Source organism: Picosynechococcus sp. PCC 73109 (genome assembly GCF_001521855.1).
GTDB lineage: Bacteria > Cyanobacteriota > Cyanobacteriia > Cyanobacteriales > MRBY01 > MRBY01.
Window position 1 is genome coordinate 1,623,731 of sequence record NZ_CP013998.1, and the last position, 13,482, is coordinate 1,637,212.

16 protein-coding genes are annotated in these 13,482 nt (G+C 48.3%); 15 read left to right on the forward strand and 1 reads right to left on the reverse strand.

All coding sequences use genetic code 11. From position 1 onward, the window contains the following. Positions 1 to 6 precede the first annotated feature (6 nt). The 11 genes from AWQ23_RS07760 (at position 7) to AWQ23_RS07810 (ending at position 9,355) form a co-directional block, all read left to right on the forward strand. Entirely contained in the window at positions 7 to 1,251 is a 1,245-nt protein-coding gene (locus AWQ23_RS07760; RefSeq protein ID WP_232308866.1) for a glycosyltransferase family 4 protein, read from the forward strand. A gap of 168 nt (positions 1,252 to 1,419) precedes the next feature. Then, positions 1,420 to 3,144 (forward strand): carbamoyltransferase C-terminal domain-containing protein, encoded by a 1,725-nt coding sequence (locus tag AWQ23_RS07765; protein ID WP_062434105.1) that lies wholly within the window; start codon positions 1,420 to 1,422, stop codon positions 3,142 to 3,144. Positions 3,145 to 3,161: 17 nt separating this feature from the next. Further along, on the forward strand, positions 3,162 to 4,316 hold the full coding sequence (locus tag AWQ23_RS07770; protein WP_062434108.1) for a glycosyltransferase: 1,155 nt from the start codon (positions 3,162 to 3,164) through the stop codon (positions 4,314 to 4,316). A 58-nt stretch (positions 4,317 to 4,374) separates the two neighbouring features. Continuing rightward, a complete protein-coding gene (locus AWQ23_RS07775) occupies positions 4,375 to 4,911 on the forward strand; it encodes a DUF874 family protein (RefSeq protein WP_062434111.1) in 537 nt (178 codons plus the stop codon). Positions 4,912 to 4,974: 63 nt separating this feature from the next. Further along, positions 4,975 to 6,171 (forward strand): glycosyltransferase, encoded by a 1,197-nt coding sequence (locus AWQ23_RS07780; protein ID WP_062434115.1) that lies wholly within the window; start codon positions 4,975 to 4,977, stop codon positions 6,169 to 6,171. After that, positions 6,164 to 6,964, forward strand: coding sequence for a glycosyltransferase family 2 protein (locus tag AWQ23_RS07785; protein WP_062434119.1), 801 nt, complete (start codon positions 6,164 to 6,166; stop codon positions 6,962 to 6,964). The genes AWQ23_RS07780 and AWQ23_RS07785 overlap by 8 nt, the downstream gene beginning before the upstream one ends. A gap of 36 nt (positions 6,965 to 7,000) precedes the next feature. After that, positions 7,001 to 7,810, forward strand: a complete 810-nt coding sequence (locus AWQ23_RS07790) for a YdcF family protein (protein ID WP_232308867.1) — start codon at positions 7,001 to 7,003, stop codon at positions 7,808 to 7,810. A gap of 8 nt (positions 7,811 to 7,818) precedes the next feature. Continuing rightward, positions 7,819 to 8,049 (forward strand): hypothetical protein, encoded by a 231-nt coding sequence (locus AWQ23_RS15755; protein ID WP_062434122.1) that lies wholly within the window; start codon positions 7,819 to 7,821, stop codon positions 8,047 to 8,049. A gap of 182 nt (positions 8,050 to 8,231) precedes the next feature. Continuing rightward, entirely contained in the window at positions 8,232 to 8,471 is a 240-nt protein-coding gene (locus AWQ23_RS07800; RefSeq protein ID WP_062434125.1) for a type II toxin-antitoxin system HicB family antitoxin, read from the forward strand. Then, positions 8,468 to 8,698 carry a type II toxin-antitoxin system HicA family toxin gene (locus tag AWQ23_RS07805; protein ID WP_062434128.1) on the forward strand — a complete coding sequence of 77 codons (231 nt, stop codon included), beginning with the start codon at positions 8,468 to 8,470 and terminating at the stop codon, positions 8,696 to 8,698. The genes AWQ23_RS07800 and AWQ23_RS07805 overlap by 4 nt, the downstream gene beginning before the upstream one ends. Positions 8,699 to 8,719: 21 nt before the next feature. Further along, entirely contained in the window at positions 8,720 to 9,355 is a 636-nt protein-coding gene (locus AWQ23_RS07810; RefSeq protein WP_315862651.1) for a putative colanic acid biosynthesis acetyltransferase, read from the forward strand. On the opposite strand, the gene obgE is transcribed toward AWQ23_RS07810, so the two are convergent. Next, positions 9,318 to 10,382 (reverse strand): GTPase ObgE, encoded by a 1,065-nt coding sequence (gene obgE / locus AWQ23_RS07815; RefSeq protein WP_062434132.1) that lies wholly within the window; start codon positions 10,380 to 10,382, stop codon positions 9,318 to 9,320. The genes AWQ23_RS07810 and obgE overlap by 38 nt on opposite strands. A 153-nt stretch (positions 10,383 to 10,535) precedes the next feature. Between obgE and AWQ23_RS07820 the strand changes: the two genes are divergently transcribed. From AWQ23_RS07820 to AWQ23_RS07835, 4 genes are all read left to right on the forward strand, one after another. Next, entirely contained in the window at positions 10,536 to 10,994 is a 459-nt protein-coding gene (locus tag AWQ23_RS07820) for a hypothetical protein (protein WP_012307136.1), read from the forward strand. Then, positions 10,984 to 11,859 carry an ABC transporter permease gene (locus AWQ23_RS07825; RefSeq protein WP_062434135.1) on the forward strand — a complete coding sequence of 292 codons (876 nt, stop codon included), beginning with the start codon at positions 10,984 to 10,986 and terminating at the stop codon, positions 11,857 to 11,859. The genes AWQ23_RS07820 and AWQ23_RS07825 overlap by 11 nt, the downstream gene beginning before the upstream one ends. Positions 11,860 to 11,910: 51 nt before the next feature. Then, the gene (locus tag AWQ23_RS07830) at positions 11,911 to 12,180 is read left to right on the forward strand and encodes a TIGR02450 family Trp-rich protein (RefSeq protein ID WP_062434138.1); all 270 of its coding nucleotides are present in this window, start codon (positions 11,911 to 11,913) and stop codon (positions 12,178 to 12,180) included. A gap of 236 nt (positions 12,181 to 12,416) precedes the next feature. Further along, the gene (locus AWQ23_RS07835; RefSeq protein ID WP_012307139.1) at positions 12,417 to 13,466 is read left to right on the forward strand and encodes a rod shape-determining protein; all 1,050 of its coding nucleotides are present in this window, start codon (positions 12,417 to 12,419) and stop codon (positions 13,464 to 13,466) included. Positions 13,467 to 13,482 lie beyond the last annotated feature (16 nt).

A 13,482-nucleotide genomic window follows, 5' to 3' on the forward strand; every position in this document is an offset into this window, starting at 1 on the left:
ATCTCTTTGATCCAGGCAACTGCCAACTCTAATTCTCTCAATGTGGCGATCGCCCTTTCCAAAGCAGGCTTGCTTTATGAACTCATTACGACTATTGCCTATAATCCAGATAGCCAATTTGCCAAACTGATTGACCAATTACCCTTTGGAATCAGCGATTGGCTTACAACTGAACTCAAACGCCGCACTTGGATAACTCCCAAAAGTGGCAGAATCCGCGTCCATCCCAAACAAGAATTACTAAGACTCGCTCTCAATCGATCCAACTTATCCAACATCCTCAAACTTGATCACCGCAACTTGATTGATTGGGTTTATGCCGATCTTGATCGCCATGTAGGCCATCATCATCTTCAAGGCATTGGTGCAGTTTATGCTTATGAAGATGAAGCCGCTACCACCTTTGAGCAGGCTAAACAAAAAGGAATTTGGTGTTTTTATGATCTGCCAACCCCTTATTACAAAACCAGCCAACATATCCAAGCGGAAGAAACAGAACGTTTTCCTGAACTAAAATCAGCGATACCCGCTATTCGAGAACCAAGAGGAAAACTAGAGCGTAAACAAAGAGAAGTGGAATTAGCCGACCATATCTTTGTTGCCTCATCAATGACTGAGCGATCGCTCCTTGATATTGGTGTCGCTCCTGAAAAAATTACGGTCATTCCCTATGGTGCACCTGTCGATTATTTTCAGCCACAACCTAAACCAGACAATACTTTTCGTGTGATTTATGCGGGACGTCTTTCGCCGGCCAAAGGCTCCCATTATCTTCTCCAGGCGTGGAAAGATCTAAAACTCCCCCATGCCGAGCTCATGACTGTTGGTTCCAATATGATGCCTCCAGACTGGTTTGCTCCCTATCAAGATCTCTGTCGTCAAGTTGGTTCTGTCTCCCATGTCGCCCTCAATCAATACTATAGTGCTGCTGACGTGCTGGTGCTTCCATCTCTCGTTGAAGGTTTTGGTCTAGTTTTAACTGAAGCAATGGCCTGCGGTATCCCTGTGATTACTACACCTAATACCGCTGGGCCGGATATCATCACCGATGGTGTCGAGGGATTTATTGTGCCGATTCGCGATCCGGAGGCATTGCAAGAAAAAATCGAGTGGTGTTATGAGCATCCTGAAGAACTAGCAGAAATGGGACGATCTGCCCGCCGCAAAGCTGAACAATTGACTTGGACGCGCTATCAAGAGCAACTTTCGGCGAAAGTAATGGCATTGCTGGAACCGTCTACGACTCGATAATATCAGCCGTGAATAAGTCCAAATCAGTAGCCAATGCTATCCACCTCTAGATAGCGAAGTATGTTTAACGCCGCTCGATAGTTTCCATGAAAACACCTCAGTATTGATTCATTATCAAACTGGCAAGTTCAAGACATTTATCATTGTCATTTTATTTGTTTACCTTTTATGACTAACATTCTCGGCATCAATGCTTACCATGGTGATTCCTCCGCCTGCCTCGTTCAAAATGGCAAACTTATTGCCGCTGTCGAAGAAGAACGCTTCAATCGGATCAAACACTGGGCTGGGCTGCCGGTGGCTTCCGTCCAATATTGCCTCGAAACGGGAGGAATTCAGCTCCAGGACGTAGATCACATTGCCATTTCCTATAACTCCAAGGCCAATTTTTCCCGTAAACTGCTTTTTTCCCTTAAAAATCGTCCACCAGTAGAACTATTATTAGAGCGCTTCAAAAAACAACAGAAATCTGGCGATATTCGGCAGGAATTAGCCCGAGCCTGTGACAGTGATGTTGACCAGATTAAAGCCCGTTTACATAACTTAGAGCACCACTCCACTCACCTAGCTCATGCCTTTAACGTTTCTCCCTTTGGTCAAGCGGCCCTACTTTCTATCGATGGGATGGGAGATTTTACGAGCACAGTGATGGCGGCAGGTCGGGATACCCAAATAGAGTCCTTCAATCGCATTTACTATCCCCATTCCTTGGGCTATCTGTACAACGCCATTACCCTCTATCTCGGTTTTCCTGCCTATGGCGACGAGTATAAAGTGATGGGCTTGGCCCCCTACGGCGAGCCAGAGTACCTTGAAGCTTTCCGAAAAATTATTTACCCCACTGCCGATGGCTTTGAATTGAATCTAGACTACTTCACCCATCACATCAAAGGCATCAGTATGACTTGGGAAGCCGGAGCCCCCAGTGTCGAACCGTTCCACAGTGCAGAATTAGAAACATTATTGGGGCCAGCCCGTCAGGCCAAGGAAGCATTAACAGAACGGCATCAAAATATCGCTACTTCCCTCCAAGCCGTTACTGAAGAAATTATTTTTCATCTGCTGCGCCAACTGCACGCAAAGTTTCCTAGTGATAACCTCTGTCTTGCCGGTGGGGTCGCCATGAATTCCGTTGCCAACGGCAAAATCCGTCAAAATACCCCGTTTAATAATGTTTATGTTCCTGTCGGAGCCGCCGACAATGGCACTTGCATTGGGGCCGCTTTTTATGTGTGGAATCAAATATTGAAACAACCCCGCAATTTCATCTTGGATAACGCTTACTGGGGCAGTGAATTTGCCGATGAGGAGTGCCAAGCCACCTTTGAGCGTCATCAACTACAACCCCAGCATTTAGAACAATCCGAATTGTTAGAGCAAGTGGTTAACGATCTCTGTGAAGGAAAAGTGATTGGCTGGTTCCAAGGGCGGATGGAATTTGGGGCGCGGGCCTTGGGCAATCGTTCTCTGTTAGCCGATCCCCGACGGGTGGATATGCGAGATATCATTAACCTCAAGATTAAATTCCGGGAAAAGTTTCGCCCCTTTGCCCCCAGTATTTTGGAGGAAAAAGTGGCAGAGTTCTTTGAAATTAACGAAGCGTCTCCCTTTATGGAACGGGTCTTACCGATTCGCCCGGATAAACAAGCCTTGATTCCAGCGGTTACCCATGTTGATGGTTCCGGGCGCTTACAAACCGTCAGCCGGACGAGTAGCCCCCTTTATTGGGAACTGATTAATACCTTTTACAAGCGCACCCAGATTCCCCTATTACTCAATACTTCTCTTAATGAAAATGAACCCATTGTCAGAACCCCAGACGAAGCGATCAAGTGTTTTTTGAGAACACAAATGGATGGGTTGGTATTGAATACTTATTATTTTTCTCGCTAAATTCTCTAAACAATTTAATGACTAAGTTCTCCACAATACATGTCTGGCTACCCGGTATCTTTGACTTCAAGGGTGGTATTCAAATTTATTCTACTTTTTTTCTCCAAGCCCTAGAGCAAATTTCCCCAAATAGTAATCGCCATATTTTTCTTAAAAATGATCGTCCTAAAATAAATAATTTGGGATTTGATTCTCAGACTCAGTTCCACTTCTCGGGACAATGGAAGTCTACCCCCTTACATACCGTTTTCTTTTCCATTCAGATTTTACTCGGAGCTCTTTTCAACAGGCCAGATATGATTGTTTGCGGCCATGTTAATTTTTCTCCCCTTGCCGCTAAGATCACGAATTTATTCAATATTCCCTATTGGGTGATTGTCCATGGTGTTGATGTGTGGAACCTTAAAGATTCCAGAAAAATTACTGGTTTAAAAAGTGCTGATAAAATCGTCTCCGTTAGCCAGTACACTCGCGATCGCCTCCTCCAGGAACAAGCACTCAATCCAGAGAAAATTGTTGTCTTGCCCAACACCTTCGACGCTTCCCGGCTTCAAATTGCCCCCAAACCCCAGTATCTACTTGAAAAATATCATTTACAGTCTGATCAACCTGTTATTTTAACCATCGCCCGATTAGCCGGGGAAGAGCGTTATAAAGGTTACGACCAAATTATTCGCGCCCTGCCAGAGATCATTGCTTCCGTTCCGAACGTGCATTATCTGATTGGCGGTAAAGGAGGCGATCGCCCCCGCATTGAAAAGTTCATTCAAGAGTTGAACCTAGAAAACTACGTTACCCTTGCAGGATTTATCCCCGATGAAGAATTAGCCGATCATTACAATCTCTGTGATGTGTTTGCTATGCCTAGCAAAGGCGAAGGGTTTGGCATTGTTTACCTAGAAGCTCTGGCCTGCGGAAAACCTACCCTTGGCGGCAACCAAGATGGGGCGATCGACGCGTTGTGTAACGGCGAGTTGGGGGTATTAGTAGACCCTGATGATCTCACGGAAATTAGCACAGCAATTACCCAAATCCTAAAAAAGACTTATCCTTTCCCAATTCTTTACCAAGCAGAGACTCTCCGGCAAAAAGTAATAGAAATTTACGGCTTTGCGCAATTCAAGCACAATTTAGCTCAACTTTTAGCGACTCAATTTTCACAACCAACATGAGAATTTTGCTGAGTCGTTCCAAAAAAATGGCTAGATTGGCACAGGTTACAATAAAACTATGGTAAGCTTTCTGGCCCTGTTGCCCCGTACCCTCACCACCTTTCTCTATGCCGTTGCCGCCCTCCTGAGGTTCTATGCCGACACCGACACCACCCCAATCCAGCTCATCCCCCTCACCATCCTCCAGTGGAGTTTCCTGGCGTTCGCGTTGGGGACAGCGGCTCTCCTGGCTAATCTCGGCCTTGAGTGGCACGCTGGAAATCGAAGCCGAAACCGAGAGATTGAGGCAACAGAACGCGAAACTCGACGCGACAATCTTGCAGACGAGGAACGAAACCGAGCGACTGAGGAAAGAGAAAAAGCCGATCAAGAACGAGCTCGAGCGGATCAAGAAAGAGACCGAGCAGATCAAGAAAGAAACCGAGCAAATCAAGAAAGAAACCGAGCAGATCAGGAAAGACAACGAGCAGCTCGCCGTGCTCGAATCCAAAATCGAGGCTTTATTCTCCAAACACGGCATCAGCTCACCCCTAACCCAGACACCGAAGCAGCCCTAACGGATTTCCTCAGTTTTCTCCAGGAATATGGAGAGTAAATCGCACTGCCGTCAAAAGTCCAAAATTATCCTCAATCTGACAGGTTTTCTGACCCCGACATTATGAAGGTTTTACACATTATCCCCTCAATCGCCGCTGTGAGGGGTGGGCCAAGCAAAGCTGTCATTGAGATGGTCAACAGTCTTCAAAATGCAGGGTGCGAAGTTGACATTGCCACCACCAACGACAACGGCGAGAATTTGCTAGATGTACCATTAGGAAGATTGCAGGAATATCAGGGTGTTCCCGTAAGATTTTTTGCTCGGTTTTCGCCCCGGCTCCATGCCGTGCGAGAATTTGCCTTTTCAGCAGGTCTAATGTCCTGGTTATGGCGCAATATTCAAAATTATGATCTTGTCCATGTTCATGCCATTTTTTCCTTCCCTTCCACCGTCGCCATGGCGATCGCCCGTTTCAAAAACGTGCCTTACATTGTTCGTCCTCTAGGGCAACTCTGCCAATGGTCACTGCAACAGAGCCAGCGCAAAAAGCAATTTTATTTGGGTTTGATCGAACGGGCAAATCTGAATCACGCTAAGGCAATTCACTTTACGGCCGAGGCTGAATATGTCGAAGCCCAGGAATTAGAGTTAGCAGCGCCAGGAATAATCATTCCCCATGGTCTAACTATTCCCCCTAAGATCGCTAATGTCCACCTTCAACTCCGTCAATGGCTGCATTTACCTGAAGATGAACCGATTATTTTATTTTTGTCTCGGATTCACCCCAAGAAAGGTTTAGAGATACTCATCCAAGCTCTAGCGCAACTGGTGGATCAACGCTTTACCTTTGTGATCGCAGGCAGTGGTGATCCCAATTATGAAAATGAAATTTATACTTGCCTTCAACAATCAGGAATAGGCGATCGCACCCGGATGTTGGGCTTCATCGAAGGAGAAAAAAAAGATCTCCTTTTGCAAGGTGCTGATCTGTTTACTCTCACGTCTTACTCTGAAAACTTTGGTATCGCTGTCCTAGAAGCTCTCGCCGCAGGACTTCCCTGTGTTGTCACGCCTGGAGTGGCTCTTTCGGAAATTGTTAAACAGCAGGATCTAGGAATAGTTCCAGAGATGAATGAAGCGGCGATCACCACTGCAATCCGCACCTGTTTGCTTCAACCTGAAGTCACCAAAGAAAAAGGCGATCGCGCGCGACAGTTTATTGTTGAAAACTACACCTGGGACAAAATCGCCGCGAATTTAGTCGAAATATATGACGCCATCATCCAGAATCAACCCTTGTCCCATCTCCATGCTTGAGTCAATCACACCACTGATCCTGACCTATAACGAAGCCCCAAATATCAAGCGTACCCTGCAACAACTCCAGTGGGCAAGCCGCATTGTGGTCATTGATAGCTTCAGCACAGATGCTACCCTTGAGATTCTTAAGCGCTATCCCCAAGTAGAAATATTCCAGCGAAAATTCGATACCCACGCCAAGCAATGGAACTTTGGCCTTGAACAGATTCAATCCGAATGGGGACTTTCCCTCGATGCTGATTATGCCCTCACTGATGCCCTCATTGATGAACTCAAAATCTTGTCTCCCTCTCCAGAGATCGATGGTTATTTTATTTCCTTTAAATATTGCGTTTTTGGAAAACCACTGCGCGGCACCATTCTTCCTCCTCGTCAGGCTCTCTTCCGTAAAGGGCGATCGCATTACATTGACGATGGACATACCCAGCTTTTAGTGGTTCAAGGGCAGTCTGAGTCCTTATCAAACCCTATTCTTCATGATGATCGCAAATCCCTTAGTCGCTGGCTCTGGGCGCAGGATCGCTATATGGTGCTCGAAGTTAAAAAGCTTCAGAAAACTCCCCTATCAAAATTGGGTTGGGGCGATCGCCTCCGCAAACAAAAAATCCTTGCACCTATCATCATCTTTTTCTATTGCCTCATTTTTAAAGGCGGCATTTTCGATGGTTGGCACGGCTGGTACTATGCCTTTCAGCGCGTCTTTGCCGAAACCCTCCTTAGTCTACGCCTCATCGAAGCTGACTTGTCTGGCCTTTCTACGACGACTCGACCCCCACAAAAACTAAACTAGAAAAGCACGCTGACCATCTTTATCAGCCGAAATTCGATGCTGCGTTGCGCAAAAAACTACCGCAAACCGTGGGTAATCTTTACTATCACGAGCCTTATTTTTCTCATTGGATTTATTCCCGTCCGCTTAATTTTCGCACAGATTCAAGCTCCTACACCTCAAGCCATCCTAGCTCTTGGAGGTGGTTTAGGTCGGGAAGAATTTGCCGTAAGCTTTGCCCAGCAACACCCAACTCTCGATATTTGGGTTTCTAGCGGTCAATCTCGTCAAATCGCCAAGGATATCTTTCAAGCCGCAAACATCAATCGCGATCGCATTCATCTCGATTATCGCGCCATCGATACCGTCACCAATTTCACCTCCCTTGTCAAAGAGTTTGGCGATCGCCGCATCCAGCACGTTTACCTAATCACCTCTGATTTTCATATGCGTCGTGCCCAGGCGATCGGCTTCTTTGTTTTCGGCAGTCGCGGCATTATCACCACCCCCATCCCCATTCCCTCCAACCAGCCTAACGAAACCCTCTGGCGTGTCTCCCGTGATATCGGGCGAGCATTCTCTGGATCATCACCGGCCGTACCGGAGCCAGCCTACATCCCCAGTTGGGAGCAGCATTTCCTTCAAGCAACCTGTAAGTATTTCACCAAATTAGAAAGGTTAAAATGGGATCATGGTAAGCTTTTTAGCCCTGTTACCCCGTGCCCTCACCACCTTTCTCTATGCCGTTGCCGCCCTCCTGAGATTCTATGCCGACACCGACACCACCCCAATCCAACCCATCCCCCTTACCATCCTCCAGTGGAGCTTCCTGGCGTTCGCGCTGGGGACAGCGGCTCTCCTGGCTAATCTCAGCCTTGAGTGGCACGCTGGAAATCGAAGCCGATATCGAGAGATTGAAGCAAGAGAACGCGAAACTCGACGCGATGCTCTTGCAGACGAAGAACGACGTAAAGCAGATCGAGAAAGGGACCGAGCAGCTGAAGAAAGAGAACGAGCGGCTCGCCGTGCTCGAATCCAAAATCGAGGCTTTATTCTCCAAACACGGTATCAACTTACCCCTGGCCGAGAAACCAGAACAGCCCTAGCAGACTTTCTCAGTTTTCTTCAGGAATACGGGGAGTAAAAAGGCGATCTCCTTTTTGGTTTTCGGCAGTCGCGGCATTATTGCTACTCTCACTGTGATCTTTTCTACCCCCTGTAAGAAGAAGAAAATATCGTAGAACCAAGACCCTTCTCAGCCTCAATCCTTCAAAAAAACGAGAGCACCATGACCACCAGTCCCAAACAAATTTATAACTACACTGTTCTGTTGGAAAAAGAACCCGATGGTGGGTATCATGCCTTCTGCCCAATGCTCAAAGGATGTCATTCCCAAGGCGACACGTTTGAAGAAACGCTGCAAAATATCACAGAGGCCATTGAGCTATACCTTGAAAGTTTAATCGCCGATCGCCAACCTATTCCTCAAGAAAATTTGATTGTGAAACCCTTGAGTGTTTCAGTATGAGCAACCTTCCAAGTGTCAAGGCCAAAGATTTCGTCAAAGTGCTCAAAAAGCTTGGATTTGCCTTGAATCGCCAAAAAGGAAGCCATGCCATCTACAAAGATAAGCAAGGGAATCGAGTTGTTGTCCCAATTCATCGAGGCAAGGATTTGAAGCAAGGTACACTCCTGGGCATGATCAAAGACATTGGCATTGAAAAAGAAACATTCTTTGATCTGCTACAGACATAGCGTCTTTGGCGATCGCCTTTTTTGTCTTCGGCCATTCAAGCATTATCACCATCCCTGCCTTTGTTAAAAATTGCTGTTGTGAGTTTTATCCATCTCGACCGCTATACCACCGGAAACTACACTCCCGGTGCCTCCTTTCTAAGGCAACTCTTGTGGTTTTTTATCGGTGATCCTGTGGTGCGAACTCGGTTGATTCCTCTATCTCCCTTCAAAGTTTGGGTATTGCGTTGCTTTGGTGCCACCATCGGTCAAGGGGTGAGGCTTAAACCTGGCGTGCGCGTTAAATTTCCTTGGCGGCTGACCATCGGTGACCATTGCTGGATTGGCGAAAATAGCTGGTTCGATAACTTGGCACCAATCACTGTCGCCGACCATGTTTGTATTTCCCAGGATGTCTATCTCTGCACCGGTAACCACGACTGGAGCGACCCCACCTTTAAACTAATCACCCGTGCCATCCACATTGAACGGGGCAGTTGGCTGGGGGCCCGCAGTAGCATTGCCCCCGGTGTCACCATCGGCGAAGGGGCGGTGCTTTGTTTGGGGAGTGTTGCCTTGCGATCGCTCGACCCGCTGACTATCTATGGCGGCAATCCGGCGATCGCCTTAAAACCCCGCATCATTTATTTGCAATGTGAAGACTGTCAAGATCCATGACTGAGGTTTCAGATGCTTCATTTCGGCTGATCTCTTTGAGGTGGTCTAAGACGTCCCAAATCTCTTGTAGTAACTGTTCTAGACCGGTTCTGGATACCGCTGAAATGGTCAGAATTTTGGCGTCGGTCAGCTGCCGTAATTCTTCTGTGATGAAATCTGCCAATTCGCGATCGCCGGCATCGAGTTTATTGAGGGCAATGATCTGGGGGAGTTCTGGTAAACCGCGACCATAAGCTTCTAGTTCTCCCTGGATCGTTTCGTAATTTTTAATTGGATCTTCTGCATTGAGATCAACGAGATGCACCAAAACCTTCGTGCGCTCAATGTGGCGCAAAAACTCGTGGCCCAAGCCCACCCCCTGGTGCGCCCCCTCAATTAAGCCTGGAATATCCGCAAATACCGTGCCGTCCCCCGTTGGCCGTTTTACCACGCCTAAATTAGGGATTAAAGTTGTAAACGGATAAGCGCCGATTTTGGGCCGAGCCGCCGACAACGCAGAGATTAGGGTCGATTTCCCGGCATTGGGGAGGCCGATAATGCCCACTTCTGCCAGTAATTTCAGCTCTAGGCGCAGTTGCTTGATTTCTCCTTCTAAGCCAGGGAGAGCGTATTCCGGGGCGCGGTTTTTATTGCTGAGAAAATGTTTGTTGCCTAGTCCTCCCTTACCGCCCTTGGCGACGCAGAAGGTTTGTCCATGAAAAACTAAATCACCAATTTCTTCGTCCGTTTCCTGGTCATAAATCACCGTACCGCAGGGCACATCCACAATCAGATCCTCCCCAGACGCTCCGGTGCAATTATTGGGGCCACCCCGTTCGCCGTCCGGTGCTTTAAAGGTACGGGCATAACGAAAATCGAGGAGGGTTTGCAGGTTTTCTTCTGCCCGAAAGATCACTGAACCCCCCCAGCCGCCATTGCCCCCCGCCGGGCCACCAGCGGGCACGTATTTTTCGCGACGAAAGGCAACGATTCCATCTCCCCCTTTTCCGGCGATAACTTCAATTTCAGCGTGGTCAATAAATTGCATGGGAAATAGAATCTGGTGATTTTGGGCAATCAGTTATTATACTCTGCTTTTCCGCCATCGGATGCGCCAGATTGGAACTGTAATCTAGCGGAAGTCTTGGGAAAAAAATAGAATTGTTATGCTAGAGGAAATTTTTGACATTGAGGGAAATCCATGGAACGACGCAGCATCATCGTAAGCTTTCTCGCGGGATGTTTATGGCTTTGTTTGGGGCTATTTCCCTTCAGCCAGGCCTTGGCCCTCACGCCGATTCAGTTGTCTGACTTGAGCTATGAGCGCTGTCCCGCAGAGATGCAGGGAATTGTGACCAGCGGCTCCAATGAAGATGCAAACTGTTTCATGATTAAAGGCAAAGCGAAAAACACATCGGGTAAATATATTGTTGATGCGGATGTGTTTGGGCGTATTTATGATGCCAATGGTTCGCCGACCTTTGAGAATCGCGGTCGTGTGGGCACCATTTTAGAAGTACCACCAGGCATTAGTGAGTTTCAGATCCCGGTATCGGTCGCTGCCAATCAGCCGGAACCTCTCCAACTGAAAAAATTTAAGGCGTCTGGGTTCACGTCCCGAGTGCGTCCTTTCTATTACGATAACGAGGATGTGGAATAAGACGCGCAGTTGGCAACGGTTTTGCCGCAATCGTTTGGCGGTACTTGGGGGGATTGTCCTGGGGGCGATCGCCTTGTTGGTTTTTGGCCTACCGCTGATTTACCAGACCCCCATTGATGGTATTGACTTTGCCAGAAGTGCCCTGGCACCAAGCTGGGCGCATCCCTTTGGCACCGATGACCTCGGACAGGATCAATTGGCGCGGGTGTTGTTTGGGGGCAAAGTTTCCCTAACGGTCGGGCTGGCTGCGATGGCTGTGGCGATTAGTTTAGGAACTGTGATTGGGGCGATCGCCGGCTTTTATGGTGGCTGGCTCGATCAATTGTTGATGCGTTTGACGGATCTATTTCTATCCCTCCCCCAACTGCCAGTATTACTTCTGGTGGTCTATCTGTTTCGGGAATCCCTCCGGGCGATCGCCGGGGCAGAATGGGGCACCTTTCTCCTCGTGGTGCTGGTGATCGGTAGCTTGAATTGGATGGCGATCGCCCGGTTAGTCCGCGCCCAATGCTTAACCCTCAAAAACCGAGAATTTGTGACCGCGGCCCAGGCCATGGGGGCCAATCCCCTCCGCACCCTCAGGACACATCTTTTGCCGAATCTGGTCAGTCTTATTGCCGTCGCCGCCACCCTGTCCGTGAGTAACGCGATCATCACCGAATCAACCCTCAGTTTCCTTGGTTTAGGGTTTCCACCGGACATTCCGACTTGGGGACGGATGCTGTATGATGCCCAAAATTTCGTGACCACAGCTCCCCACATGGCACTATTTCCAGGCTTAGCGATTTTTTTGACGGTGCTCAGTTTAAATTACCTTGGCGATGGCCTCCGAGACGCCTTTGATCCGAAAAGCGCGTCCCACTAAGCTAGAATAAACGACCCCGATTTTAGGGTGTGATCGAGCATCAATTCAGCCATGGCGAAGAAACACAAACAACGCTTTCCCCATCTCCTTGGGTCTAAATGGACCGCCACCCAAAAGACTTTCGGTTGGCGACATTTCCAGGTGATGAACCGCCGCAATGAAGGGAAATGGGTGTTTGCCGAATTAGTATCCTCCTGTGACCCTGACACCCGATTTTGGATCAATGCCAAACAACTCAAGGATCAACGACTATGGGAAGCGGGCTGGAAAACCCTCGAAGAGATGAATCAGCCCCCCGAAGTCCCCTTCTGGCAAGATTAGTCATGGCGAATAAAATGCCCTGTAAAATTGGCGACAAATAGGCGATCGCCTTGATCTCTTGATCCCCGCGGGAGCTATCCATAGACGCTAGACGCCGGTGAACAAACATAATAAAATCCAAAAGTTATAATTTTTCGCTAAAGATCCGCCGACACAATACATCGATGTAAATCATGTAAATGTGTTCAAGGTTCAAAACCAGCTCAACACACAGCAGATAAGGGGTCAGCGTACAAGTGGGTTTATTTAGTCGCTTTTCATTTTCACGGGACATGGGTATCGATCTCGGTACCGCCAACACCCTTGTATACGTCTCTGGTAAAGGGATTGTCCTCCAGGAACCGTCTGTTGTGGCCATCAACAAAAATAATCAAGAAGTCCTGGCAGTCGGCCTAGAAGCCAAGCGCATGTTAGGGCGCACCCCCGACAACGTGATTGCCATTCGTCCCCTCCGGGATGGGGTAATTGCGGACTTTGACACCGCCGAGGCGATGCTAAAGCACTTCATTAAGCGCGTTCACGATAACCGCAATCCCCTGATTCGGCCCCGGATGGTGATCGGGATTCCCAGTGGGGTTACAGGGGTAGAACGGCGGGCCGTCGAAGAAGCAGCCAAAGAAGCTGGGGCCAGCGATGTTTATCTCATTGATGAACCCGTTGCCGCTGCCATTGGTGCTGGGTTACCCGTTTCTGAACCCACCGGTAACATGATTATTGATATTGGTGGCGGCACCACAGAAGTGGCCGTTTTAAGTTTACAGGGCACTGTTCTGAGCGAATCGGTACGGGTTGCGGGGGATGAACTCAGCGACTCGATTATGCTCTACATGAAAAAAGTCCACAATTTGGTCATTGGGGAGCGCACCGCCGAGGATATCAAAATTCAACTGGGGTCTGCCTATCCCACCGACGAAGAAGAGCCGATCATGGAAGTGCGTGGTTTACATTTGCTTTCCGGATTACCCCGCACCGTCACCATCAAGGCCCCTGAAATCCGTGAAAGTATGTCTGAACCGCTTTCGATCATCGTTGAAGCTGTGAAGCGCACCCTAGAACGAATTCCACCAGAATTGGCTGCTGATATTATTGATCGGGGAATTATGCTGGCCGGGGGGGGCGCCCTGCTCAAGGGACTCGATACCCTGATTAGCCACGAAACAGGCATCGTTACCCACGTGGCGGCCAATGCTGAAAGCTGTGTTGCTTTGGGTACAGGTCGTGTTTTGGAAAACTTTAAAGATAAGGATATGGAGCGGGTCTTTAAGAGCCATACTCGCTACGAATAGCCTAGGATGGATTACA